This is a genomic window from Salmonella sp. GDC200615, assembly GCF_050574145.1.
GTDB classification, from domain to species: Bacteria; Pseudomonadota; Gammaproteobacteria; order Enterobacterales; family Enterobacteriaceae; genus Salmonella; species Salmonella enterica.
In genome coordinates this window covers 878,990-903,366 of record NZ_CP192247.1, presented here as the reverse complement: position 1 = coordinate 903,366, position 24,377 = coordinate 878,990, and the positions used below count along the sequence as shown (strand labels likewise).

Genomic DNA, 24,377 nt, shown 5'->3' with positions numbered 1-24,377 from the left:
TCATTTAGTCAAAGTCCACTCGCAGGCTGGCCAGTGCGGTAAACGCCCCTTCCGCAGGCGTTTCGCCTGTTGTACTTACCGGGTAGGCTTGCAATGTGATGTTAGCGCGTCCGGCGCTATCGGTGATAAAAGGCGCGACGCTCTGTGCATCATTGGGGATAAGCGCGTTTCCTTCATCGGTTTCGACCACTACGCCGACATCGGCATTATCCGAAGCGATAGCCTGGGGAACGTGGCTATCCGGCGTAGCGATAAGACGCATTGTTAAATTGACCTGCGAATCCAGACCGCTGCACTTTACCGGTACGCTGAATTTTTTCGCTCGTACCCCCTCCGGCTTTTGGCCTGCATGGTTGAAATTGCCACTGTATAATGCGCCGAAATTTACCAGAATCGTTTGTCCGGCGTTGATTTCACAGCTTTGCGGTACGGTCACCGTTCCACTATAAAGAATGCTGTATACGACATCTGTCAGCGGATCGCCTGCGGCGGTCATGACATAAACATTGAACATAGTCTTAGGACTAATATTCACCGTGCCGACGAACGGTTTAACAATTTTAAGCTGAAACTCCAGATTTGAGTCACGAACGTAAAACGGTTGACCCGCTTTCACATTTTCATCATATCCCATCAGAACGTTGTTCATTGGCGGATAGATATCGCCCGCCGAAGAATCCTCAATTCGCATTCCGCCTTCAAGGTAGTCCGGGTCCAGCTTTAAATATTTCCAGTTACCGCTCGTTTCTACGACCGGATATGGCGACACATAGGAGCGATAAGTCTGGCTATAGGTCGACGCGCCGGCGGGACACACCGCCTGTACATTAACTTCCTGGCTTTTTTCCAGTTGAACCGTCTTTCCCACCTGGTTTTGTTCTGCCGTCAGAGTGGTCGTTAAATCGTAATTAATACTGGAAGGCACGCCGTTAACGTTTTTGCACACGTCTGCGAAGGCGTACTGCGATACGACACTTCCCGCCAGCAGAGCAAATAAAAGAGGTATTTTCATTTAATGACACTCCGCATGTTGTCGACTCAGAATCTGACGGGAGGAAGAGAGATGATAGGACGCGACACACTGTTGATCCGGCAGGTTCCCCCAGCGAACGTGCAGAACGCCTTGCGCTGACAACCCGGAAAGATAGACTTCCCCGGCCTCGTCAACAATCGCCTCCGCATGGCGATCATTCACCGTCACCGTTGCGCCAAAGGGTACAGGCTTACCGTTATGATTCAGCGTTACCAGGGCACGCGCGCCGACCCGCGCTTTAAAGCGGGCCAGAACCAGCGCGCCTTCGGTCGGCACAACGCGAGTCACCGCGTCATCAATATCGACATCATCAGCCATGGCGTTAACGTCCAGCGCCATACGGTTTTGGCGATATGTTGTCGCATACGGCACCACCGCATAGCCACGCGCGTCCGTATAAATACCCGGCTGGTCGACAACGCCGACGTTGGTTGCGCCCGGCGCGGCAATCAAAATATTGGTATTGCCCAGCGGCTGGCTTAGTGTCACTCCATGCGCGTGCGCCACCAGGCCGCCGCTCAGGCCATAATTCACCTGCTGGTAATCGCCGTTATCGCTAACGTTATAGCCAATGTTGGCGTTGCCTTTCGCGCCATCGTATTCCAGACTGGCGGCGCCGCTTTCGCCAATACCGTGATTCTGATAACCTTGCTGTATGTTGTAACTAAGATTGTTTTCGTCCAGCAGTGTGCCGCTAAGGCCCGCATTCTGCGTAACGTTATGCTGTTTGTCCGTACTGGTGCTAAAGGTAGCGTAAACATTGTGATGGCGCGTGACCTCATCATCGTGTTGCAGCCATTGACTTAGCGGCACCGAGATATTCAGCGCGAAAATTTGATCGCGCTCCGCATCGCCTGCGGATTTGTTATTGTTGTAAGAAACGCTCCATGCAATACCCGCCAGCGTATCGCTGTATCCCACCTGCAACAAAGAATCCTTTTCATCAGTGTGCCAGTAACTTTGCTGGCTGCCGGTAATAAAAAGCGATCCCAACCCGCCTAGCTGTTGATTGATATCGAGTTGTACTTTCCCCCTCCTGGTGTAATAAAGGTTGTAATAATCCGCCCATTCCGGCCTGCTTTTATCGCTGTCAGTCCGACTGTCATCGTCATAGCCGCTCATCCGTTTCCACGTGGTATCATCCAACGTGTAAAAGCCCGAGGTTGAATAGCGATAGCCCATAAGCTGTAAATTGGTTCCTGACTGTGCAAGCGATTTGGCATACAGGAAACGCAGCGATTGCCCCTGGTAGGTGTTATTATCCGCCAGCGTACTGGTAGCCAGGGTGACATCCAGCGACACCGCGCCCCAGTCTCCCAGATTTGCGCCGCTGCCGATCGCCAGCGCGTGATAATGACTGGAAAGTTGTGTTCCGCCATACAGCGTAAAACCATGCGGTAACCCCCATATCAAGGTCGCCTGACTGAATTTCACCTTCTCTTTTTGACTACTCTCGCTACGATACTCCGCCACCGTCGCCGCATACTTCAGCCGCCCTTCTCGTTGTAGAATCGGCACGGCGGAATAGGGCACGTTATAGCGATTAATAGAACCGTCGGACTCTTTGACTTCCACAGTCAAATCGCCGCTGGCGGCGGTAGGATAGAGATCATTAATAGTAAATGCCCCGGGCGGCACATAGCGCTGATTAATGATGTAGCCGTTTTGCCGAATGGTCACTTGCGCGTTGCTTCTGGCAATGCCGTGAATGGTCGGTGCGAAGCCCTTCATGCTGTCTGGCAACATATTGTCGTCAGACTCCAGTTGTAGCCCACGAAAAGGAAGGCTGTCGAATAATGCGGAGGGGGTATAACTATCGCCTGCCGTCAGTTCTCCCTGCAAAAAGACCACATCACGTTCCAGATAAGTACTGATGTGCTGCCAGTCGCTGTCGCTATTCTGATCGCCGCTATTCGCGTTCCATGTGGAGTAGTCGCGTAACCGCCAGGCCCCCAGATTAAGGCCGCTATTCAATCCAAGAAAATAGCTGTTCTCCGCACTGCCGCCTGGGCTCCGATCCTGACTATTCGCGCCGGTAAAGGTGTAATTCAATAGCAACGCATTAATACCTTCATCCCAGTATTTCGGTGGGATATAGCCTCTGGCGCTGGCAACCATCGCCGCCTGCGGGATGCTAATGTCGAGACGTTGCTGCGCAAAATCAAAGCGGGTCCGGGCGGCCGGTATCGCACTGGCGAGATCAGGGCAACTTCCCGCCGCCGCCTTCGCCAACAGTGGAAACGCCCCGGTGTTTACCCCCATATTTTTAAGCATTTCAGGCGTCAGGCAGGCGCGTAATCCGCTGTCATCGGTGGGCGCGCTTTTTCCCGTCGTTTTCACCGCCTGGAAGGCAATGTCTCTGGTCGCGAGAAACGTATTGTTCAGGTAAACGTCAACGCGATACATCCCTGCCGCCTGGGCATTACGGGAAAAGGTCGATAGGTCGGCCACCGCAGACGGGTCGTCAGACAGAAATGCCGGGTTGAAATAGTTTTCCGCCCACCCCGGCGCAGGCGCCAATGCGATAGCCAACGCCAGCGGGGTTAATACGGGTTTAGTTACGCTGGAGTAATATCGCGTCATGAAAAGCTGATTACGCATAACATCATGAAGCTGGACAAACGCGTGCTGGCGTCGTTGCGCCAAAATCGTTTACCGTGCGCAAAGATACCTGGCCGGGCGTCGCCGGGAGAGTGATCGCGCCTTTCGGCGGTACCATAGTATTCGGCAGTTTTTTCCCCGCGCTGTACAGTTCAACCATCGAAACGTAGTACGGCGAAGGGTTAGTAATCGTTAGCTGGCCGCGCTCGTTACGGCAGCGAAGCGTCGACGGGGCATGAGCTGGCGCCTCCGCCAGATTTTTCGGGCGGATAAATAGCTTAATCACGCTTTGCGTCGCAATTTGCAGGGAGTTGCCGGTCAATTTATTTTTATCGACAGAGGGTATCGCTTTACTGTTTAAATAAAATACGCTTTCGCGATCGGTCGGTAATGACGGCCCGACATACATAATACGTAATATATTTTCTTTTTTAGGCTGGATCACAAAGAGAGGCGGCGTAATGATAAAATCCGTCGAGCGTGAACCATCGGCATTGGCGACCCATGACTGAATTAAAAAAACATTGCTGGCAGAAGAATTAATAATCGGCAAGGAGGTTTGCTTACTTCCCTGCGGATAAATCACCCTGGTCGCGCCCAGCGCAATGCCTCCCGCCTGCACGGCAAACGACAGGCCGGCCGCCGACAGCAGTAGCAATAATCGAAGGAAAATCGGTACGTTTTTTTTCATCTGCGTAATATCCTGATGCCGTCGGTTTGTTACGCGCAGTGACGCGCGTAACGCCCCTTTCTCGCCTCCCAACAGACGAGAAAAAAATCCCGATAAGGAATCAGGAATAAACCATGCTAAATGTCGCCGTCGCGGTAACATTACCGGCAGTCGCCGTACCGGTAGCGATATAATCCACGCTAAGCGGAATAACGTTTTCGCCATCGTTCAAGGTAACAGTACTGGACGATTCACCGATATTCAGCGCCTGGCCATCTGGTCCATAAAGTTGTAATGCCACATTCGTCGCCGAACCTGCCCCAGCGGTATTCGCCAGCGACCCCGGCTGGTTTGCGTCCTGTTGGCCATTAAAAATCACCGCCGCATTCTGGCTGGTCTGAGTATCGCAGTCTTCCAGTTTGATGGTGAAATCTTCTTTTTGATTCGCCACCATACCGGCCTCGGTTAATTTACTGGCGCGAACCTGGCCTAATGTCACGGTCTGATCGACAGAGTCAGCGGAAACAGAACAGGCAGCGTCAACGACCTGTCCGACAAAATTTACCGTACCGCCAGTGACGGTTGTAGTATCCGCTTGCGCGGTGGACAACATTCCGCCAAAGGCAATGGCAGAGACCATTAATGCTAGTACAGGCTTTTTCATTCAAGCTCCTTTTAAATATAAAAATGAGGGTAATCAGATTTTTTAACGAAACGGCTGCTGATATTTCTTCACAGCAATATCACGACTTTTTCTTATGCGAAAAAAAGTGTCTTCTTGTTCTGATATAAATGTCAGAGGCAATAAAACAGCCACTCAACGTCGTGAGTTAATCTTTACGTTATAATGAGATAACGATGTTATTAATTATTAGCAAGCCAACGGCAAGTTGCAATCATCGACATTTGGTTTTATAGGACCAGGCATAACATGTTGTTTTATATTAACTTTACACCTGTCGTTCGGCCTATCTCCTTTAGCCATATTGACTTTTTAAAAATAGTTTTCATAACAACCTTCAGTAAAACATTCTATTAACGATACCAGGCAAATTCAGTCGAGATATGTAAATATATCGTTGCGGATAGTGCATTAATACGCCACTGGCAGTTTTCCGAGCGCCGTCAGCCGCCCATTATCAATATGGATATACCCGCCTTTTTTTAGTTCAGACAGAATCTTCATGGTCCGACTGCGCGATATCCCGGTACGCCGTTGAATAAAATTCAACACGATAATGCTTTCCCGGTAGGCCTGTGGATAAGCCCAGATTTCAGTCAGCAGCGCCCGAACTTTCAGATAAGAATCGACGCCGACTAATTCACGATCGCGCGCGCTCATCACCATCAGACGGTAAGCCAGACAACGGGCCACGTCGTGCCACAAATCGCATTCATCGGCGATTTTTATAAAATCCGGCAGGCGAACAAATCTACCGGTACAAACCGTTTCTGCGAGCAAAAAGTGTTCCGGTCGCGCGGGGACGTTATAGGTAGCGCCATAGCTGTCAACCATACCCACGACCGATGGCGCAAACGATGAAGATATATGGAGTCGTTTGTCATCATGACAGAAAGAAACAACGCCTGACTCCAGTAATACAATGTAGTGTTCATCATTTGCCTGTAAATAAAACTCATCGCCGATACCCAGCGTAAACGGTTGACCAAATGGCAACAAGGCCGAAAATAAGGCATCAATTGCCGCGTGAGGTTTAGCCTGCTGAGAAAAAAGAAAAGAGTGTAATGAATTCTCATTATTATCTTTAGCAAAAGCGTCGTTCATCATTTTTTTCATTAACGGTTGTCTACTCAATGTAGCGTCACAGTATAACCTCTCAAAAAGTACTTAAATTAATAATAAATAACATCGCTATGCAGTATTTCTGTATTCACAACGCACTAATACGCAATATTTTTAAGATTAAGACAATTCTTAATACAAAATGATTACAGAAAATTAATAACAAATTACGCATAAAGAATGAGAGGTCAGGGGGCGCAGGAAAAGAGATTCGAAAGAACGCGCCTTCGAATCTCAAACTAATAGTCCAGATTAATGCAAATAAGCAGTGATATTATCTGAAATAGCGAGGGGCAGCATAATACTCTACCATTTTATCCGCCAGCCAGCCGCCGTCTTCACCGTTAGAATGGATTGTCGTAATACTGATAGTAGAACCACCGCCCCATAAGATCGAAAAGACGTTAAAGTCCGGTAGATTCAGCGCCTGCATCTGGCCCCAGTCATACCCTTTATCTTTACGTAAAAAGTCGCCGACGGTCGGGACGCCGTAAGTCGCGCTATTTAAGGCCGTATTGAGTAGCTGCAAAGAGAGCGTGTCAGGATCGCTGCCAATGCGGGCGTCCCCCATAAAAAAGGTTCCGCCGGATGCAAAGTGCGCAGCGCTGATTTTACTGACGCCCTCTTCTACTGTAGGCATATGGCCGCCAGGGATTTGCCACAGCATGGCGGGCGTCAGCAGCGCTTTCGTCACCTGTTTGACCATCGCCAGGTAATTAAGCCAGCATGTCGCATTCCAGCCATAGTGGGCAAGCGCATCAGGACTGAAACAGTCACGCTCAAATTTATCAAACTCAATAAAGTCCGGCGCATATTCTCCGCTGTAAACGCCCAGTTCATGAATAAATCCGGCGATCGCCTGCCCTTCAGCTACCGGATCAGCGGTATCGCGCAGCACCCAGTCCGCCGTTCCTGTCGCCCAGACATTCGTCTGCCAGCCAAAAGCCACATCCGGGGCAAACTGACGAACAAGATAGTTCACCGCCTGAATATAGCCGTAGAGATCGTCGCTAAACGTCGGCAACGAAGGCACGATAAAGCCAGCCATCGCCGGTAATGCTTGTATCGCCGCCGCCAGTTGGGCATTCACCGGCACACTGTTTTTTTGCCGTACTACGGTATAGCCATACGGTCCTTGCTGTAGCGCCCCGAGAAAATCCGGGTTAAGCACAAAGGTGGCCGGGACAGGATGCGTCTCATCTTTGTATGACTGCGCCGCCAGACACTGGGTAATAAAGTTACCAAAATGGTTACGTAGCTTTTGCGCATCCTGTAAATCCGCCAGCGCGCTACCGCCGCTGGCATTCGCGGTATAAATGACCATTACCGGCATGACGCTACGCCCGGCTTCTTTTTCTATCTGGCGCACCAGCGCAACGGTTTTATGGATCGGTAACGTCGCGTAATCCAGAAAACCATCCCCGTTCACGTCAACCTCCGCGGCCGGAACCGGATCGCCGCCGCCGTCAAAACCATCGTATTTAAACAACGCGCTAAACGGTATATCGCGATAAAGAGAAACCGTCTCTGGCGCGTTAACCGTCACGCCGCCATGAGCAAGGTAATCAGGCCAACCTTTTACCTGTAGCGTCACGCCGGGCAGAAACTCCAGCGCCACATGGTTGACCTTTTGCAACAACCGTAGCGGCCCGGCCTGTTCACAACGCCACGGCACGCTGTCGATGAAAATATCGTCCGTCTGAACATCATACAGCCCGGGCGCAAAGCGTAATGCCAACGTCTGCCGATCGCTGCCGCTCTCCAGCATTAATGAGTACTGATATTTACCGCTGCTGAACAGATAACGCTGCGGCGCGACGCCATCGGGCAGGCCCAGTATAGTGGCATCCACCGTCACGAAACTCGCCGTGTCGAGCGCCGACTGTTGGTAAGCGACAGCAACCTCGGCAATCTGCGCCGCAGCAGGGATAAATCCCGTAAGCTGTATGGGTGCCGATATAAAGCGGTTATTAATCATCGCAGGCTGCAGATTGACCGTATAATGATGCCCCGCCAGTAGCCGGGTGATTAACTGCGGTTGGTTGGCGATCAGCGTGACGGTACGCTCATCCGCTTGCGTAGCATCGGCGATCTCAACGGTCAATTTCGCATTACCAAGCGCAGGGGCGTCACTCATCAGACGCGCGCTGGCATAACGGACAATCGGCAGACAGGATACCTGGACCTGCGCGGCGGCATCGCCGGATTGCAGCGTAACGGTAAAAGAGGACTCGACTGGCGCGATTTGCATCTCATCATTCGCCAGTACCGGTACGGTAAGCCGATACGTTCCTGCGCTAAGATCGCCTATTGTCAGAACCTCGCCCCACTCACCGACAAAGCGCCGGGTTTCGCCGGCAGGAAACAGCAGCTCAATCACCGGTTTGAGCGCCACGGTCTGCGTCATGGCAGGAAAATGAACGCAAACTTTTCCCTGACGGGCAGGATCATGGGCCAACGTCGCGTTCAAATCGCTGATGGCAACTGGCGTCTGCGTGGCGGCCAGATAGCACTATAATTCGGCGGTATCCCCCGCCGCCAGCATCAGCGCGCCGTCATGATTAATGGTGATGGTATTCTTCTCGATGGGCCATCCCCCATCGCTGGCCAGCGTCACGGCCTGATTCCCCAACATTGTTCCCTGAAACGGACTGTAGGGATCGGGGTGCGCGCTGGCCGTAAAATTCAGTTGAAGCTGATTGAGATCTACCGCCTGGGCGTAGAGGTTGGTCAGCGTAAAGGTGACGCGTTGATACCAACTTGCGGTATTCAACTCGCTAACGTTAAGCGTAAGGCCGTGTTCCTGAAGATCATTGTCCTTTTCCGGCACATCGGGTTCGGCGAGTTGTTCGTCTGCGGTGGGTATCGCTGGCGTCTCCTGATCGGATGGGGTTTCAGACTCTGCGTCTTCGGATGACGATGACGCCAGCGTCAAGGTGATGGCGGACATTTTTACCGGCACCTGCGTCGCCGCGAGGCTGAAAGAGAGCGTCCCGCGTTCGCCCGGCTGAAGAAGTAATGCATCGCTGTTATTAATGATGATGTTGTTAGTTTCCAGCGTGCCATACGAACTCTCATTCAGCGTAAGCGGCAGGTTCCCTTTGAGCGTACCGCCGCTATTTCCCCATGGATCGATGTGCCCGGAAGCCGTGAATGATATTGCGGCATGGTTCATATCGACCGCATTACCGCTCTCATTGATGAAGGTTAAGGTGATTTTTTGATACCAGCTGTTGACGTCAAATGCGCTGGCGTGAATGGAAATGGTCATGGTCTACTCTTCCTCTGTCCCTGGTGGAGAAAAGCCCCGGTAAACCGGGGCTTGAATCATGAAGCCCAATACATCGGCTTAATACCGTGTATTAGTAAGCGCCAAGATCGGTCCATGCACCGCCGACACCGCAGTTCAGGTCAGGCTGGTTGCCCATAGACCACCATTTCACCTGATAGTTATGGCCTTTCCAGCTAACGATTTCGAAAGAACCCCAGTTTGCGCCATAAACGGTAGAAGCATCCCACTGCGCGTAAGGTGACGTTTTGTCATCTGCTGGCGTATCATCCTCAGCCGGTGTGGTATCTTCTTCCTCGTCCGGTACAGGAACGATAATCTCTTCTTCCTCTTCCGGTTCCGGTTGAACCTGAGATAGCGCAGGCACAGCCGTCAGAACAAAGCGCTGTTGAGAGGACGGTTCGTTGTAGCAGTCGCGTACAAACAGGGTGAACTGGAAGGCTGTTTTTTCGCTAACTTCCGGTACCACAACCTCAATGATTTCAGCCGTTTTGTCTGCCACAGTGATTTGAGAAGGCACGCCCCAGCTAAAGGACAGCTCATCGTTATCTTCATCAGAAGAACCTGCGCCAGACAGCTGTACCGTAGATCCGCCTACGACCAGCAGTTCAATCGCCGCTTTCGGCGCGTGGTTGACCTTCTGCGCGTCGTCGCTGTCGCTCTGCTCTTCATCTTTTTCTACATTGATACCTTCAAAGTAGAACGGTTCCATATCGATAACTTCAGATTCGATTTCATAACCCAGACCTTCACGCACGGCGTTAACCAGCACGCCGTTGTCCTGATCGATAGTCCAGGTAAACACGCCGCCCAGGCCCAGTTTCGCTGCATATTCGCCTTTTGCTTTGACAGTACGCGGCGTATCCAGGGATAAAAACAGTTTGGATTCCGGGCTATACAGGTAGTCAGCGTCAGCGACCTGGTCGGTGTAAACGTTGAAACCGTTACGGCCTTTCTGGTTTTCCAGATCCAGGTAGCTATAAATGACGTCATACCATTCACTGGTGCCGGATTCAAAGGAACCGGTAGTAGGGCCTGAACCTGGGTTGTAAGAACCTTTCAGCGGCGACAGGGATTCAATTTCTACCTGACGAGCGTTACGGGTATAGCCGGCATAACCGATGTTGATACGGTCAGCGGAGAAACCTTCCGCCAGCAGGTGATCAACGATGGTTTCGACAGCCCAGCCGCCCTCTTCCAGCGCTTTGCGGTTGGTGTGGTGGCCCAGAGTTTCCGCCCACGGCGTACCGAAGAAGTCATAGGTCATCAGGTTGATGCCATACAGGCCAGCAGCCATCAGATATTTTACTTTCGCATAGTCAAAAATAGTAGTGACAGCAGAAGCGGCAATAGAGATCTTCACATTGCTCAGACCAGCGGAATCCAGCTGTTTACGCAGTTCGGCAATCAGCAGCGCGTAGTTAGCGCCATCTTCCGGACCAAACGGGTTGCCCGCCCCTTCATTGTTCGGGTATTCCCAGTCAATATCCACTTCGCTGAACATCGGGAACTGTTTGAACAGTTTCACCACGCCTTTGGCGAAGATTTTACGAGAAGAGTCAGAAGCGGCGGTTTCGTGGAACCCGTTACTCATGCTCCAGCCGCCGATACTCATGGAGAGCGCCAGCGTGTGACCTGCGGCTTTCGCTTTTGCCTGCATATCACGCAGCGCGCCCAGCAGACCCTTGGCGTTAGACTGAGTTACAGTCTTCGGATCCACATCCCAGCCGCTGACATCAAAGCCGAGGTTGATATAAGACTGGAAGTCGCCCCATGGGTCGAGGAAGGTCGGCTCATATTTCACTTTGCCGCACAGCGCTGCCGCTTCTGCTACGACATCGCGGTCTTCTGTATCAATTTTTCTGAAACCGGTGATGCCAACAAAGCCAAAAATCAGTTTGTCATAAGCCGTCGGTGAAACTTTGGTTAAATCATAACCACGGCCCGGTTGGGACATATTGCCTTGCAGACGGCTGTCATACTGTGACCAGTCGGTGTAATAACCGAATACCTTCGGTTTAGTCGTGGAATTTTTATATTTATTGTATACCGGTTTCGCAACACGAGCGGAAGTATAGCTTATTTTATCATCGCTTGTTGCAGGGTCAAAACCATTCGCTGCATGAGTAGTTTCAGTAATTGTATCGCCTTGAATCAGTTTGCTTGTAGCCATTTTCAAATTTCCTTTTACGTTTCAAAATTGTCGCAGCTCGTTCTGCGGGGTCCATAATCGTTACAGGCATAAAAAATAGCTAATCACAAAACATCATCTTTTTAGATGATATAAAAATCATAAAAATGAGGTTAACAACACCGTCTAACGAAGAGAAAACAACACCTCTCAGCGCCCGCTTACTCCGTTCTGGTGAGAACATAGTAAATATCATTTATCATGTAATTAAATATCATTTAATTACAATGAAATAATGTGATTACACTCGCTATAGACAATGACAATACAATAAAACCAGTGACATTTATTGGATTAAGACATTTCTCATACAATATAGTCACCACAGACAACCAGGATGTACATTTCTAAAGGAAGACGTTATGAAAACTTATATCATTAATAGCAATTGCATTTACAATGAAGGTAAATATGAACTGAGGACGGTCTCAAATTCACAGGTTATTAAAATGACTGCGATGAGAGCCAAATGTCTCAGTTTCATCATCGAGAATGCTCATCTGGAGATTATCGAGCGACAAAAAATAACCACTGCGTTATGGGGAAGTCGAAGCCATTATGTTAATGATGCAAATCTAACGCAGATTCTCTATTTAATCAGACGTGACCTTAAAGCGCTTGGTATTAACGATCTTTTTATTACCATTCCAAGACAAGGTCTCAAAGTGAATAGTGATATCGCCATTATCGCGACGGATAGCGAAACAAAGGGAGGAAAAAAACAGATTGTACGGCAAACCATCGCCGCCCTGACGACCGTATTTTCAGTAACGTTAGGTTCTCTCATGTATCTGCATATTCACTAAGCGAAGGAAAGGGAAGATGAATCCAATTATAGATGGAATTATTGCGCTTGAAGGCGGTTACGTATTTAACCCTAAAGATAAAGGCGGCGCCACCCATTGGGGCATTACCGAAGCCACGGCGCGAGCGCATGGCTATGCTGGCGATATGCGGGATCTGACCCACGCTGAAGCCTACGCGATTCTCGAAGAGGATTACTGGATAAAACCAGGTTTTGACGTCATCTCGACGCTATCGTGTCCAGTCTCCTTCGAGCTGTGCGATGCGGCAGTCAACATAGGCGCTTACCACCCCAGCGCGTGGCTGCAACGCTGGTTGAACGTCTTTAATCACGAAGGTAAACGCTACCCGGATATTCATGTGGATGGCAATATTGGCCCGCGGACGCTTGCCGCTCTCGAACATTATTTGGCCTGGCGAGGCCAGGAAGGGGAAGCCGTTTTGGTGAAAGCCCTCAATTGCAGTCAGGGCACGTACTACTTAAACGTTGCTGAGAAAAACCACAATAACGAACAATTTATTTATGGCTGGATCAAGAATAGAGTGACCTAGACCAGGCTGAAAAAAGACGCGTAAAAGGCTCACGGATGAGCCTGATACTGCAAATGATAATTAATCTGAATTATTACCTTCGATAATTTTTTTAATCCGCCGCCCAAGAATCTTTAAGATCGGACTCGCGAAAACACCGCCTAAGCCTGCCGCCAACAGAACAATGTTGAAACTGCATTCTTTTTCGATCGCAATCGCGCTTAACAAGAAACTGGTGAAGCAGGAAATCACGATCTGCGTTAAGCAATATTTAATACTTTCATGAGAACTATTATATTCTGTCTTATCTTTGCGTAAAAGATAGCTGACAAAGCCTCCCCACGCGCCAATCGAAATAATAGTGAGTAAGATCTCTAGCTCCAATAGCACAACTTCCGTTGTCGACACATGGTTGGGAATAGACATTTTAACACTCCGAAATCATTATAAATGAATAATTAACACAAGGAGTGTAAGCGCCCTGTCAGGAGGGTAAAAATCAAAGCACATCATTTAAAACCATATTAAATCAAAGCGTAAAAATGAGGTGTATTAACGACGGAAGGAGGAGAGCGTTTGTAACATACTTACCATCTCATTAATCGTCGATATATTTCTACTATTTTTACTCCAGGATGCATAAACCTGAACTGACTTCAAAGCCAGTTCGGGCGGAGGCTGAATAAATTTAATGTCATATTTACGATGATTTTTATAAAAAAGCGCTAATTTCAAAGGCATCAATGCAATCAATGAGGTTCGTTCGATCATGCTCATCAAACCGTTAAGCGAATCACTGCGATAGCCGACAATACGCCTGCCAGTATAGTAAAGCTCATCCTTAAATAATTCACTATCATGATATATCACTGAAGCCCCCATCCCCGGCTGATATAACGCATGACGCGAAGAATAAAAATGATGTAGCGACAGTTGTGAGAGGGTACTCAGCATGTGTTTACTGCTACAGATACAAACAAATGATTTAAAACTATCAATAATTTGATTCTCTATGCCGGACTCCAGCAAAGGTTCGGCACTAATCAACAGATCGCCTTGCGCAGTAAACAGAAGTTCGCTGATATGCTCCCGACTCATATTTCTGACAGTGAAATGATTTATCAAAATACGGTCAAATATATCGCTGTTATAGAGCTGAGAAAGATAATAGCTTTCAACAATATCACTGCCTAATAACGTTATCTGGAACGCTTCATCTTTTTTACTATTACAGAGAAAGGTGTCATCCACCAGTTTCATCACCTGACTGAAATTTTGGTGAATGTCGACAGCCTTAGCTGTGGGGATGAGCCCGCCTTTCCCTCTGCTAAACAGTTCTTCCGGGTAATAACTCTGCAGGCGCTTTAACGCCAGAGAAACGGCAGCCGGTGTAATGCCTAACTTTTTTGCCGCCATAGCCGCATTTCCTGACAAAATAACAGCGTCAAGAATTTTGATTAAATTATAATCAAAGCTCTTGTTGGCACCTTTCGATCCCATTCGCTGTCTGCCTCCGGAAACTAAAAAAAGCAATATAGATAATACTCAAGATAAATCAATTCACAGCATCTAAAAAAGCAATCATTAATGTCATCACATTACGTTTTTTTAAAGAATAAGCGTATACAAAACTGCTGATTAACATCAATTTGTTTATCAGTAAAAACAAAATATCAACAAATGAGAGGATACGATGCGTTTAACAGAAGCCTGAGCGCGTACAGGCAGAAAAAAGCCCGGATATACACCCGGGCTGAAGAAAAATACAACGGGAAAAAGATTAGCGAGTCAAATCGTCAAAGAATTTTTTCACGCCGTCAAAGAAGCTTTTTGAACGCGGGCTGTTTTTCTCTCCCGTCGGGCCGCCAAAACTTTCCTGAAGATCTTTTAGCAATTGCTTCTGTTTTTCGCTCAGACCGACCGGCGTTTCAACCACCACACGGCACAGCAAATCGCCCTGCGCGCCACCGCGTACGGACTTCACGCCTTTGCCGCGCATACGGAACAGCTTGCCCGTTTGTGTTTCGCTCGGTACTTTCAGCATCACACGACCATCTAACGTCGGCACTTCAATTTCACCGCCCAGCGCCGCCATCGCAAAGTTGATCGGCACTTCGCAATAAAGATTATTGCCTTCACGCTCGAAAATAGGGTGTTGTTTCACCTGGACCTGAACGTACAAGTCGCCTGCCGGTGCGCCATGCTCGCCCGCTTCGCCCTCGCCTGCCAGACGAATACGATCGCCGGTATCCACGCCCGCCGGGATTTTAACGGACAGAGTTTTACTCTTTTCAACACGCCCATGACCGTGACATTTATGGCACGGATCTTTGATCAGCGTACCGCGGCCCTGACAGTGTGGGCAGGTCTGCTGTACAGCAAAGAATCCCTGGCGCATCTGTACCTGACCAGAACCATGACAGGTCGGACAGGTTTGCGGTTGCGTACCAGCTTTCGCGCCGCTGCCGTGGCAAACGTCGCACTCCTCCAGCGTCGGAATACGGATCTCTTTGGTCACGCCACGCACCGCTTCTTCCAGGGTGAGATCCATGTTATAACGCAAATCAGCCCCACGCGCCGCACGTTGGCGACCACGCCCGCCGCCAAAGATATCGCCAAAAACGTCACCAAAGATATCACTGAAATCAGCGCCGCCATTAAAGCCGCCGCCAAATCCGCCGCCCATACCGCCTTGTTCAAACGCGGCGTGACCATACTGATCGTAGGCTGCGCGTTTTTGCGCATCGGTCAGCACTTCGTAGGCTTCTTTAATCTCTTTAAACTTAGCTTCGGCCTCTTTATCACCCTGATTGCGGTCCGGATGATATTTCATGGCCAGGCGCTTATACGCCTTTTTGATTTCACGCTCTTCCGCTGTTTTGGAAACGCCTAAAATCTCGTAGTAATCTCTTTTCGCCATCTCTTTTTATCTGCCCTTAACATGCATACACGGGCGGAGAGGAAACCTCTTCGCCCGTGCCAGTAATTACCCGTTCAAAGGGCGATTATTTTTTATCTTTTACTTCTTCAAACTCAGCGTCGACAACGTCGTCATCTTTCGCGTTGTTTGCAGAAGCGTCAGCGGAGCCAGCCTGCTGCTGCGCATGTTGCTGCTGAGCGATTTCCATCAGTTTCTGGGAAACCTGCGCCAGTTCCTGCATTTTCGCTTCGATAGCGGCTTTATCTTCGCCTTTCAGGGCAGTTTCCAGCGCGTTCAGCGCAGACTCGATAGCGGTTTTGTCATCAGCCGGCAGTTTATCGCCTGCTTCTTCAACCTGCTTACGGGTGCTGTGCAGCAGATGGTCGCCCTGGTTACGGGTCTGAACCAGCTCTTCGAACTTACGGTCGGATTCAGCGTTCGCTTCTGCATCGCGAACCATTTTCTGAATTTCTTCCTCGTTCAGACCAGAAGACGCCTTGATAGTGATCTTCTGCTCTTTACCGCTATTTTTATCTTTCGCGGAGACGTGCAGGATACCGTCAGCATCGATATCGAAGGTGACTTCGATCTGCGGCATACCGCGCGGCGCCGGGTTGATGCCATCCAGGTTGAACTGACCCAGAGATTTGTTATCAGACGCACGTTTACGCTCACCCTGCAGCACATGGATGGTTACCGCAGACTGGTTGTCTTCCGCAGTAGAGAACACCTGGCTGTGCTTGGTCGGGATGGTGGTGTTTTTGGTGATAAGCGGAGTCATCACGCCACCCATCGTTTCGATACCCAGAGACAGCGGGGTAACGTCCAGCAGCAGTACGTCTTTCACATCACCGGTCAACACGCCGCCCTGTACCGCTGCGCCGATAGCCACAGCTTCGTCCGGGTTAACGTCTTTACGCGGCTCTTTACCAAAGAATTCAGCCACTTTTTTCTGCACCATTGGCATACGGGTCTGACCGCCGACGAGGATCACGTCGTTGATATCAGACACGGACAGGCCAGCGTCCTGCAGTGCGACTTTCAGCGGCTCGATAGAACGGTTCACCAGATCTTCAACCAGGCTTTCCAGTTTTGCACGAGTCACTTTGATGTTCATGTGTTTCGGACCGGTGGCATCTGCGGTAATGTACGGCAGGTTCACGTCGGTCTGCTGCGCAGAAGACAGCTCGATTTTGGCTTTTTCTGCGGCTTCTTTCAGGCGCTGCATGGCCAGCGGATCGTTACGCAGGTCAATGCCCTGATCTTTCTTAAACTCGTCAACGAGGTAGTTGATCAGGCGGGTATCGAAGTCTTCACCACCCAGGTGGGTATCACCGTTGGTTGCCAGAACTTCAAAGGTTTTTTCGCCATCAACTTCGTCGATTTCGATAATAGAGATATCGAAAGTACCACCACCGAGGTCGTAAACCGCGATAGTACGGTTGCCGACTTCTTTATCCAGACCGTAAGCCAGCGCTGCGGCAGTCGGTTCGTTGATGATACGTTTAACTTCCAGCCCCGCGATACGACCAGCATCTTTGGTAGCCTGACGCTGCGCATCGTTAAAGTAAGCCGGTACGGTGATAACCGCTTCAGTTACCGGTTCGCCCAGATAATCTTCAGCCGTTTTCTTCATTTTCTTCAGCACTTCGGCAGAAATCTGCGGCGGCGCCATTTTCTGACCTTTCACATCAAGCCATGCGTCGCCGTTGTCGGCGCCGATGATTTTGTACGGCATGATAGAAACGTCACGTTGAACTTCTTCGTCCTGGAAGCGGCGGCCAATCAGGCGTTTAATCGCAAACAGGGTGTTTTGCGGGTTTGTCACTGCCTGACGTTTAGCCGGCTGACCAACCAGAGTTTCACCATCCTGGGTATAAGCAATGATAGAAGGCGTAGTGCGATCGCCCTCGGCGTTCTCCAGCACGCGTGCCTGCGTTCCATCCATAATCGCTACACAAGAGTTGGTAGTACCCAGGTCGATACCAATAATTTTACCCATCTAAACGTCTCCACTAAAAATTCGGTCATCATGTGGTTGTGAATCTGTAATAAGGGCGAAACGTGCGGTTTCAACTACCCTGAATCGTTTTTTTTCAGACTCACCACTGCGGTTGACTACAAGATGGGGTCGTAACCCACATCATCAAGGGGGAGATGAAAAAATTTTTTAGTGACGAGAGGGCGCGATGGAAAACCAGACAAACAAACATTCATGAAATAAATTAAACAACGAATACTATTCACAGAAAAATTGTAATAAAAAGAAAAGATTACAAAACTGAATCGTTGTCATGAGCAGAGTATGATAGACGGTAATTGCTTATTGAACCCGTCAAAGAGAAATTCCATGCGATCTGTGTTAACGATTTCCGCCGGCCTGCTTTTCGGCCTGGCGTTAAGTAGCGTCGCGCACGCGAACGACCATAAAATACTGGGTGTTATTGCCATGCCCAGAAATGAAACGAACGATCTCGCGCTAAAAATTCCCGTCTGCCGCATCGTGAAGCGCATTCAACTCACGGCGGATCACGGCGACATCGAACTTAGCGGCGCATCCGTCTATTTTAAAACTGCGCGTAGCGCCAGCCAAAGCCTGAACGTCCCTTCCTCAATCAAAGAAGGCCAGACGACAGGCTGGATCAATATTAATAGCGATAACGACAACAAACGCTGCGTATCAAAGATTACCTTCTCAGGCCATACGGTAAATTCTTCCGATATGGCGAGACTTAAAGTCATTGGCGACGATTAATCGCTGTTATTTCTATTCCAAAAGCCAGACTGAAAATGAACGTCACTTATTTACACGACGAGGATTTAGACTTTCTTCAGCATTGTAGCGAAGAACAACTCGCCGATTTCGCCCGTTTGCTGACGCATAACGAAAAGGGCAAGGCTCGCTTGTCAAGCGTCCTTAGTCATAACGAGCTGTTCAAAGCGATGGAAGGTCACCCGGAGCAACACCGCCGTAACTGGCAGCTCATTGCCGGCGAGTTTCAGCATTACGGCGGCGACAGTATCGCCAACAAATTGCGCGGGCACGGAAAACAGTACCGCGCGATTCTGCTGGATGTCGCAAAACGGCTAAAACTCAAAGCAGATAAAAGCATGTCGACGTTTGAAATAGAACAGCAACTGCTGGAGCATTTTTTACGTCATACCTGGCAGAAGATGGACGCGGCGCATAAGCAGGAATTTCTGCAAGCCGTAGACGCCAAAGTTTCTGAACTGGAAGAACTGCTGCCGCTGCTCATGAAAGATCGCAGTCTGGCAAAAGGGGTCTCCCACCTGCTTTCCACCCAGCTTACCCGCATTTTGCGTACCCATGCCGCAATGAGCATCCTGGGCCACGGATTGCTGCGCGGCGCAGGTCTTGGCGGCCCGGTCGGCGCGGCGTTAAACGGCGTCAAAGCGATGAGCGGCAGCGCGTATCGCGTGACTATTCCGGCAGTGTTGCAAATAGCCTGCCTGCGACGAATGATGGCAGCCGTTCAGGCGTGAATGCCCTCACTGGGGGAAATATTTTCTTTTCCCCCTTATTAGATCATAGACAGTCCTCTTCCCCCTGATTATTATGCCGCGCCCCGAATACGGAACTCGTTATTCTGGGAAACTATTTCACCATTCAATTATGATGATTTTGAGGAATTATGGGCAACACTAAGTTGGCTAATCCGGCACCGCTGGGCCTGATGGGCTTCGGCATGACCACCATTCTGCTTAACCTGCACAATGCCGGTTTTTTCGCCCTGGACGGTATTATTCTGGCGATGGGGATTTTCTACGGCGGTATCGCGCAAATTTTTGCCGGTCTGCTGGAGTACAAAAAAGGCAATACCTTTGGTTTAACGGCCTTTACCTCTTACGGTTCGTTCTGGCTGACGCTGGTCGCTATCCTGCTGATGCCGAAAATGGGCCTGACGGATGCGCCTGACGCTCAGCTACTCGGCGCTTATTTAGGTCTGTGGGGCGTGTTCACGCTGTTTATGTTCTTCGGTACGCTGAAAGCCGCCCGCGCGCTGCAATTTGTTTTCCTGAGCCTGACCGTACTGTTCGCTCTGCTGGCGGTCGGCAATATCACCGGTAACGAAGCCATTATCCATATCGCAGGCTGGGTTGGTCTGGTTTGCGGCGCCAGCGCTATTTATCTGGCGATGGGTGAAGTGCTAAACGAGCAATTTGGCCGCACTATTCTGCCAATCGGCGAGGCGCACTAAATCTCTTTTATTCCTCCCGCACCGGGAGGAATAACCCTACTATCAGTATCTCCCGGTCAGGACGACATATTCTCACGTCTGGCGCTCTTTGGACGGAAAGCAGCAACCACTTCCGGCGCGGTTTCGACATACGGCCCGTCAAGCAGCTGTATGCAATACGGCACGCTCGCAAAAATGCCCGGCACGCTAACGCTGCCATCGTCCGCTTTTACGCCTTCCAGCGTTTCTTTGATCGATTTTGGCTGTCCAGGCAGATTAAGAATTAACGCCTGTTTACGGATAACGCCCACCTGGCGGGAAAGAATGGCGGTCGGCACAAAGCGCAGGCTGATCTGGCGCATCTGTTCGCCAAAACCTGGCATTTCACGGTCGGCGATGGCAAGGGTCGCGTCCGGCGTGACGTCGCGACGCGCCGGACCGGTACCGCCAGTGGTCAGCACCAGATGACAGCTCATCTCATCAACCAGTTCACACAACGTTTGCTCGATAATTTCCTGTTCATCAGGAATTAAGCGCCGCTGGACCTCGAAAGGCGTGGTCAGCGCAGAAGCGAGCCACTCCTCAAGCGCAGGAATGCCTTTATCCTGGTAAACGCCGCTTGAAGCGCGGTCGGAGATAGAAACTAAGCCAATACGTAAGGTATCCATGATTATTCCGTTTAAACAGTCTCGTTAAACAGAATGATACACTGCGAAGGGAAGGACAGACAGGTTTCAGAAGAGGTAGCGTGACCCATATCAGGGCCACGCGTTAATGATTACAGCAGATCGCCGATCATTTTTTCCAGTTTTTCCTGGTCTACCGCAAACTTACGGATACCATCCGCCAGTTTGTCCACCGCCATGGGGTCCTGGTGATGCTGCCACAGGAACTCGGCTTCGGTAATGCGTTCCGGGCGCGCTTTGACTTCGCCGGAGAAAGAGAGCTTACGCTCAATCGCCCCTTCGCTTTCCGCCAGTTCTTTCAGCAATGCCGGTGCGATAGTCAGGCGGTCGCAGCCCGCCAGCTCCAGAATTTCGCCTACGTTACGGAAGCTTGCGCCCATAACGACGGTTTCGTAACCATGCTGTTTGTAGTACTCGTAGATTTCCGTTACGGAAACCACGCCCGGATCTTCAGCTGGCGCATAGTCTTTCTTGTCGGTATTGGCTTTATACCAGTCAAGAATACGACCTACGAACGGCGAGATCAGGTAGACGCCCGCTTCGGCGCACGCACGCGCCTGCGCGAAGGAGAACAGCAGCGTCAGGTTACAGTTGATGCCTTCTTTTTCCAGCTGTTCGGCTGCGCGAATGCCCTGCCAGGTGGACGCCAGCTTGATCAGGATACGATCGTTGCTGATACCCGCATCATTGTAGAGTTTAATGATACGTTTTGCTTTGGCGATAGACGCTTCAGTGTCATAAGACAGACGCGCGTCAACTTCGGTAGAAATACGCCCCGGCACCAGCTTCAGGATTTCCAGGCCAATATTCACCGCCAGCTTATCGGTCGCGTCAACAACCTGCTGCGCGCGGTCGCTGCTCTGCTGCTTCGCCCAAGCGACAGCATCGTCAATCAGCTTACGATATTCCGGGATTTGCGCTGCGTTAAGAATGAGAGAAGGGTTAGTTGTAGCATCCTGCGGCTGGTACAGCTTCATTGCCGCGATATCTCCGGTATCAGCCACTACGGTGGTGAACTGACGAAGGGAGGTCAATTTGTCCGTCATGATAGAGTTTCTCTTTAAACAGCTTGTTAGGGGATGTAACCGGTCTACCCTGATGATAACACGACGCACTCACAGCGCAACCGCCTACATGCACCTGGCTGCCCTTGTGCACTGTTTGCGTATCTGCCGACGGTTGATGCGCAATTAAAGGATACCGCCGTATTTATGATAAACTGCCGTTAATATTAGTCTGACAAGGTCATCTACATCATGGGTCACGCTTATACAGGATCATCAAAGCGTGACGGCATCAACAAGAGGGACGTTAATGCCTGAGTTTTTCAGTTTTATTAACGAAATACTCTGGGGCTCGGTAATGATTTACCTGCTGCTCGGCGCAGGATGTTGGTTTACCTGGCGTACCGGATTCATTCAATTTCGTTATATTCGCCAATTTAGCCGCAGTCTGAAAGGCAGCCTTAGCCCGCAGCCAGGCGGCCTGACGTCATTTCAGGCACTGTGTACCAGCCTCGCGGCGCGGATTGGCAGCGGTAATCTGGCCGGCGTGGCGCTGGCTATCGCCGCAGGCGGTCCCGGCGCGGTATTCTGGATGTGGGTCTCGGCCATCATTGGCATGGCGACCTCCTTCGCCGAGTGTTCGCTTGCCCAGCTTTATAAAGAACGTGACCCGACAGGCCAGTTCCGCGGCGGCCCGGCGTGGTATATGGCGCGTGGGCTGGGAATGCGCTGGATGGGCGTGGTTTTCGCCCTCTTTCTGCTCGTCGCCTACGGGTTGATTTTTAATAGCGTGCAGGCGAATGCCGTCTCACGCGCGCTCCATTTCGCCTTCAACATTCCGCCGCTTATCTCCGGCATTGCTCTGGCGTTCTGTGCCCTGTTAATTATCATTCGCGGCATCAAAGGCGTCGCCCGTCTGATGCAATGGCTGATTCCCATCATCGCGTTATTGTGGGTCGCCGGCAGCGTATTCATTTGCCTCTGGCATATTGAGCAAATGCCTGGCGTTATCGCCTCGATAGTCAAAAGCGCATTTGGCTGGCAGGAAGCCGCGGCAGGCGCAGCCGGATATACGCTCACCCAGGCTATTACCAGCGGTTTTCAGCGTGGGATGTTCTCTAATGAAGCGGGAATGGGGTCAACGCCTAATGCGGCCGCAGCGGCAACGTCGTATCCACCTCATCCTGTCGCGCAGGGGATTGTGCAAATGATTGGCGTATTCAGCGACACCATTATCATCTGTACCGCCAGCGCGATGATTATCCTGCTGGCGGGGAATCACGCGTCCCATTCGTCAACAGAAGGCATTCAGCTTCTCCAACATGCAATGGTTTCGTTGACCGGTGAATGGGGCGCCAGTTTTGTCGCGCTTATCGTCATTCTGTTCGCGTTCAGTTCTATCGTCGCCAACTATATTTACGCCGAGAACAATCTGTTTTTTCTGCGGTTACATAACGCAAAGGCCATCTGGCTATTACGCCTTGCGACGCTTGGCATGGTCATCGCCGGTACGCTCATCAGTTTTCCGCTGATATGGCAGCTCGCTGACATGATCATGGCCTGTATGGCTATTACCAATCTGACGGCGATTTTGTTGCTCTCACCGGTGGTGTATACCCTCGCCGGCGATTATCTGCGACAACGGAAACTGGGCGTAAGACCGCAGTTCGATCCGCGGCGCTTCCCGGATATCGAACCACAACTGGCGCCAGATACCTGGGATGCGGCATCGCGCGATTAAGCCGACAATCGCAACCATCGGTCAACTCTGCGGCGTTTTTTTGCTAAAGTCGCAGAAAATTCCCTGCAAGGACTGAATATGCTGATTCTGATTTCACCTGCAAAAACGCTTGATTATCAAAGCCCGCTGGCCACGACCCGCTATACCCAGCCGGAGCTGTTGGATCACAGCCAGCAGCTTATTCAACAGGCCCGCCAGCTTTCGGCGCCGCAAATTTCCAGGCTGATGGGAATTAGCGACAAACTGGCGGATCTCAACGCCACGCGTTTTCATGACTGGCAGCCTCATTTTACGCCGGATAATGCACGCCAAGCGATTCTGGCGTTCAAAGGCGATGTTTATACCGGCCTACAGGCGGAAACGTTCAACGACGCGGATTTTGATTTTGCTCAACAACATCTGCGTATGCTCTCTGGCTTGTATGGCGTATTGCGCCCGCTGGATTTAATGCAGCCTTATCGTCTGGAGATGGGGATTCGCCTGGAGAATCCGCGCGGCAAAGATCTTTATCAATTCTGGGGCGATATCATTACCGATAAGCTCAACGAAGCGCTTGAGGCGCAGGGCGATCGGGTGGTGGTGAATCTGGCCTCTGAGGAATATTTTAAATCGGTGAAGCCGAAGAAACTGAATGCCGAACTGATTAAGCCCGTGTTCCTTGATGAGAAAAACGGCAAGTTTAAGGTGGTAAGCTTCTACGCCAAAAAAGCGCGCGGACTGATGAGCCGTTTTATTATTGAAAACCGCTTAACGAAGCCGGAACAGCTTACCGCGTTTGACCGTGAAGGGTATTTCTTTGATGAAGAAACCTCCACACAAGACGAGCTGGTCTTTAAACGCTACGAGCAGTAACGGCATCGCCGGATGGCGGTTACGCCTTATCCGGCCTACAAATCGACACCAC

19 protein-coding genes and 1 pseudogene are annotated in these 24,377 nt (G+C 50.4%); 7 read left to right on the top strand and 13 right to left on the bottom strand.

What is annotated here, in order from left to right:
- Nucleotides 1-4 precede the first annotated feature (4 nt).
- The 7 genes and pseudogenes from ACQ29O_RS04285 to ACQ29O_RS04255 all read right to left on the bottom strand — a co-directional run bounded on the left by ACQ29O_RS04285 (nucleotide 5) and on the right by ACQ29O_RS04255 (nucleotide 11,570).
- A complete protein-coding gene (locus tag ACQ29O_RS04285; RefSeq protein ID WP_000701246.1) occupies nucleotides 5-1,012 on the bottom strand; it encodes a fimbrial protein BcfD in 1,008 nt (335 codons plus the stop codon).
- The gene (gene bcfC / locus ACQ29O_RS04280) at nucleotides 1,013-3,634 is read right to left on the bottom strand and encodes a fimbrial usher BcfC (RefSeq protein WP_253336207.1); all 2,622 of its coding nucleotides are present in this window, start codon (nucleotides 3,632-3,634) and stop codon (nucleotides 1,013-1,015) included.
- Between the two features lie 4 nt (nucleotides 3,635-3,638).
- Nucleotides 3,639-4,325 (bottom strand): fimbrial biogenesis chaperone BcfB, encoded by a 687-nt coding sequence (gene bcfB / locus ACQ29O_RS04275; protein WP_000742558.1) that lies wholly within the window; start codon nucleotides 4,323-4,325, stop codon nucleotides 3,639-3,641.
- Between the two features lie 100 nt (nucleotides 4,326-4,425).
- On the bottom strand, nucleotides 4,426-4,968 hold the full coding sequence (locus ACQ29O_RS04270; protein ID WP_000743357.1) for a fimbrial protein BcfA: 543 nt from the start codon (nucleotides 4,966-4,968) through the stop codon (nucleotides 4,426-4,428).
- A gap of 429 nt (nucleotides 4,969-5,397) precedes the next feature.
- On the bottom strand, nucleotides 5,398-6,102 hold the full coding sequence (locus ACQ29O_RS04265) for a winged helix-turn-helix transcriptional regulator (RefSeq protein WP_000738617.1): 705 nt from the start codon (nucleotides 6,100-6,102) through the stop codon (nucleotides 5,398-5,400).
- A gap of 280 nt (nucleotides 6,103-6,382) precedes the next feature.
- Nucleotides 6,383-9,379: pseudogene (locus tag ACQ29O_RS04260) on the bottom strand (chitinase).
- 91 nt (nucleotides 9,380-9,470) lie between these two features.
- A complete protein-coding gene (locus tag ACQ29O_RS04255) occupies nucleotides 9,471-11,570 on the bottom strand; it encodes a glycosyl hydrolase family 18 protein (RefSeq protein WP_000235801.1) in 2,100 nt (699 codons plus the stop codon).
- 380 nt (nucleotides 11,571-11,950) lie between these two features.
- On the opposite strand from ACQ29O_RS04255, the gene ACQ29O_RS04250 reads away from it, so the two are divergent.
- Nucleotides 11,951-12,394: a winged helix-turn-helix domain-containing protein gene (locus ACQ29O_RS04250; protein ID WP_000860680.1), complete on the top strand. Its 444-nt coding sequence runs from the start codon at nucleotides 11,951-11,953 to the stop codon at nucleotides 12,392-12,394.
- A gap of 16 nt (nucleotides 12,395-12,410) precedes the next feature.
- Nucleotides 12,411-12,944 (top strand): glycoside hydrolase family 108 protein, encoded by a 534-nt coding sequence (locus ACQ29O_RS04245; protein ID WP_001068128.1) that lies wholly within the window; start codon nucleotides 12,411-12,413, stop codon nucleotides 12,942-12,944.
- Nucleotides 12,945-13,004: 60 nt separating this feature from the next.
- Here ACQ29O_RS04245 and ACQ29O_RS04240 read toward each other — a convergent pair whose 3' ends face one another.
- The 4 genes from ACQ29O_RS04240 to dnaK all read right to left on the bottom strand — a co-directional run bounded on the left by ACQ29O_RS04240 (nucleotide 13,005) and on the right by dnaK (nucleotide 17,845).
- Entirely contained in the window at nucleotides 13,005-13,349 is a 345-nt protein-coding gene (locus ACQ29O_RS04240) for a phage holin family protein (RefSeq protein WP_000026889.1), read from the bottom strand.
- A gap of 126 nt (nucleotides 13,350-13,475) precedes the next feature.
- Nucleotides 13,476-14,423: a LysR family transcriptional regulator gene (locus ACQ29O_RS04235; protein ID WP_000534912.1), complete on the bottom strand. Its 948-nt coding sequence runs from the start codon at nucleotides 14,421-14,423 to the stop codon at nucleotides 13,476-13,478.
- Between the two features lie 280 nt (nucleotides 14,424-14,703).
- Complete coding sequence (gene dnaJ / locus ACQ29O_RS04230; RefSeq protein WP_001119009.1) at nucleotides 14,704-15,843, bottom strand: molecular chaperone DnaJ; 1,140 nt, start codon at nucleotides 15,841-15,843, stop codon at nucleotides 14,704-14,706.
- An 85-nt stretch (nucleotides 15,844-15,928) separates the two neighbouring features.
- The gene (gene dnaK, locus ACQ29O_RS04225) at nucleotides 15,929-17,845 is read right to left on the bottom strand and encodes a molecular chaperone DnaK (protein WP_000516125.1); all 1,917 of its coding nucleotides are present in this window, start codon (nucleotides 17,843-17,845) and stop codon (nucleotides 15,929-15,931) included.
- A 348-nt stretch (nucleotides 17,846-18,193) separates the two neighbouring features.
- Between dnaK and ACQ29O_RS04220 the strand changes: the two genes are divergently transcribed.
- From ACQ29O_RS04220 to satP, 3 genes are all read left to right on the top strand, one after another.
- Nucleotides 18,194-18,598, top strand: coding sequence for a DUF2541 family protein (locus ACQ29O_RS04220; RefSeq protein ID WP_001258084.1), 405 nt, complete (start codon nucleotides 18,194-18,196; stop codon nucleotides 18,596-18,598).
- 35 nt (nucleotides 18,599-18,633) lie between these two features.
- On the top strand, nucleotides 18,634-19,347 hold the full coding sequence (gene msyB, locus ACQ29O_RS04215; protein WP_001103477.1) for an acidic protein MsyB: 714 nt from the start codon (nucleotides 18,634-18,636) through the stop codon (nucleotides 19,345-19,347).
- A gap of 149 nt (nucleotides 19,348-19,496) precedes the next feature.
- Nucleotides 19,497-20,063, top strand: a complete 567-nt coding sequence (gene satP, locus ACQ29O_RS04210) for an acetate uptake transporter (RefSeq protein ID WP_000528525.1) — start codon at nucleotides 19,497-19,499, stop codon at nucleotides 20,061-20,063.
- Nucleotides 20,064-20,119: 56 nt separating this feature from the next.
- Here satP and mog read toward each other — a convergent pair whose 3' ends face one another.
- The gene (gene mog / locus ACQ29O_RS04205) at nucleotides 20,120-20,710 is read right to left on the bottom strand and encodes a molybdopterin adenylyltransferase (protein ID WP_000380373.1); all 591 of its coding nucleotides are present in this window, start codon (nucleotides 20,708-20,710) and stop codon (nucleotides 20,120-20,122) included.
- A gap of 110 nt (nucleotides 20,711-20,820) precedes the next feature.
- Nucleotides 20,821-21,774, bottom strand: coding sequence for a transaldolase (gene tal / locus ACQ29O_RS04200; RefSeq protein ID WP_000130175.1), 954 nt, complete (start codon nucleotides 21,772-21,774; stop codon nucleotides 20,821-20,823).
- Nucleotides 21,775-22,042: 268 nt separating this feature from the next.
- Between tal and ACQ29O_RS04195 the strand changes: the two genes are divergently transcribed.
- The gene (locus ACQ29O_RS04195; RefSeq protein WP_001113812.1) at nucleotides 22,043-23,473 is read left to right on the top strand and encodes an alanine/glycine:cation symporter family protein; all 1,431 of its coding nucleotides are present in this window, start codon (nucleotides 22,043-22,045) and stop codon (nucleotides 23,471-23,473) included.
- Between the two features lie 78 nt (nucleotides 23,474-23,551).
- Nucleotides 23,552-24,325 (top strand): peroxide stress protein YaaA, encoded by a 774-nt coding sequence (gene yaaA / locus ACQ29O_RS04190; RefSeq protein WP_000906175.1) that lies wholly within the window; start codon nucleotides 23,552-23,554, stop codon nucleotides 24,323-24,325.
- Nucleotides 24,326-24,377 lie beyond the last annotated feature (52 nt).

What these genes read in the sequence shown, in the direction of transcription:
- ACQ29O_RS04255 (WP_000235801.1), bottom strand. Translation starts at nt 11,570, where the DNA reads ATGGCTACAAGCAAACTGATTCAAGGCGATACAATTACTGAAACTACT.
- ACQ29O_RS04270 (WP_000743357.1), bottom strand. Translation starts at nt 4,968, where the DNA reads ATGAAAAAGCCTGTACTAGCATTAATGGTCTCTGCCATTGCCTTTGGC.
- dnaK (WP_000516125.1), bottom strand. Translation starts at nt 17,845, where the DNA reads ATGGGTAAAATTATTGGTATCGACCTGGGTACTACCAACTCTTGTGTA.
- ACQ29O_RS04285 (WP_000701246.1), bottom strand. Translation starts at nt 1,012, where the DNA reads ATGAAAATACCTCTTTTATTTGCTCTGCTGGCGGGAAGTGTCGTATCG.
- yaaA (WP_000906175.1), top strand. Translation starts at nt 23,552, where the DNA reads ATGCTGATTCTGATTTCACCTGCAAAAACGCTTGATTATCAAAGCCCG.
- bcfC (WP_253336207.1), bottom strand. Translation starts at nt 3,634, where the DNA reads ATGCGTAATCAGCTTTTCATGACGCGATATTACTCCAGCGTAACTAAA.
- dnaJ (WP_001119009.1), bottom strand. Translation starts at nt 15,843, where the DNA reads ATGGCGAAAAGAGATTACTACGAGATTTTAGGCGTTTCCAAAACAGCG.
- ACQ29O_RS04195 (WP_001113812.1), top strand. Translation starts at nt 22,043, where the DNA reads ATGCCTGAGTTTTTCAGTTTTATTAACGAAATACTCTGGGGCTCGGTA.
- ACQ29O_RS04250 (WP_000860680.1), top strand. Translation starts at nt 11,951, where the DNA reads ATGAAAACTTATATCATTAATAGCAATTGCATTTACAATGAAGGTAAA.
- ACQ29O_RS04220 (WP_001258084.1), top strand. Translation starts at nt 18,194, where the DNA reads ATGCGATCTGTGTTAACGATTTCCGCCGGCCTGCTTTTCGGCCTGGCG.
- ACQ29O_RS04265 (WP_000738617.1), bottom strand. Translation starts at nt 6,102, where the DNA reads ATGAAAAAAATGATGAACGACGCTTTTGCTAAAGATAATAATGAGAAT.
- satP (WP_000528525.1), top strand. Translation starts at nt 19,497, where the DNA reads ATGGGCAACACTAAGTTGGCTAATCCGGCACCGCTGGGCCTGATGGGC.
- tal (WP_000130175.1), bottom strand. Translation starts at nt 21,774, where the DNA reads ATGACGGACAAATTGACCTCCCTTCGTCAGTTCACCACCGTAGTGGCT.
- ACQ29O_RS04245 (WP_001068128.1), top strand. Translation starts at nt 12,411, where the DNA reads ATGAATCCAATTATAGATGGAATTATTGCGCTTGAAGGCGGTTACGTA.
- ACQ29O_RS04240 (WP_000026889.1), bottom strand. Translation starts at nt 13,349, where the DNA reads ATGTCTATTCCCAACCATGTGTCGACAACGGAAGTTGTGCTATTGGAG.
- bcfB (WP_000742558.1), bottom strand. Translation starts at nt 4,325, where the DNA reads ATGAAAAAAAACGTACCGATTTTCCTTCGATTATTGCTACTGCTGTCG.
- mog (WP_000380373.1), bottom strand. Translation starts at nt 20,710, where the DNA reads ATGGATACCTTACGTATTGGCTTAGTTTCTATCTCCGACCGCGCTTCA.
- msyB (WP_001103477.1), top strand. Translation starts at nt 18,634, where the DNA reads ATGAACGTCACTTATTTACACGACGAGGATTTAGACTTTCTTCAGCAT.
- ACQ29O_RS04235 (WP_000534912.1), bottom strand. Translation starts at nt 14,423, where the DNA reads ATGGGATCGAAAGGTGCCAACAAGAGCTTTGATTATAATTTAATCAAA.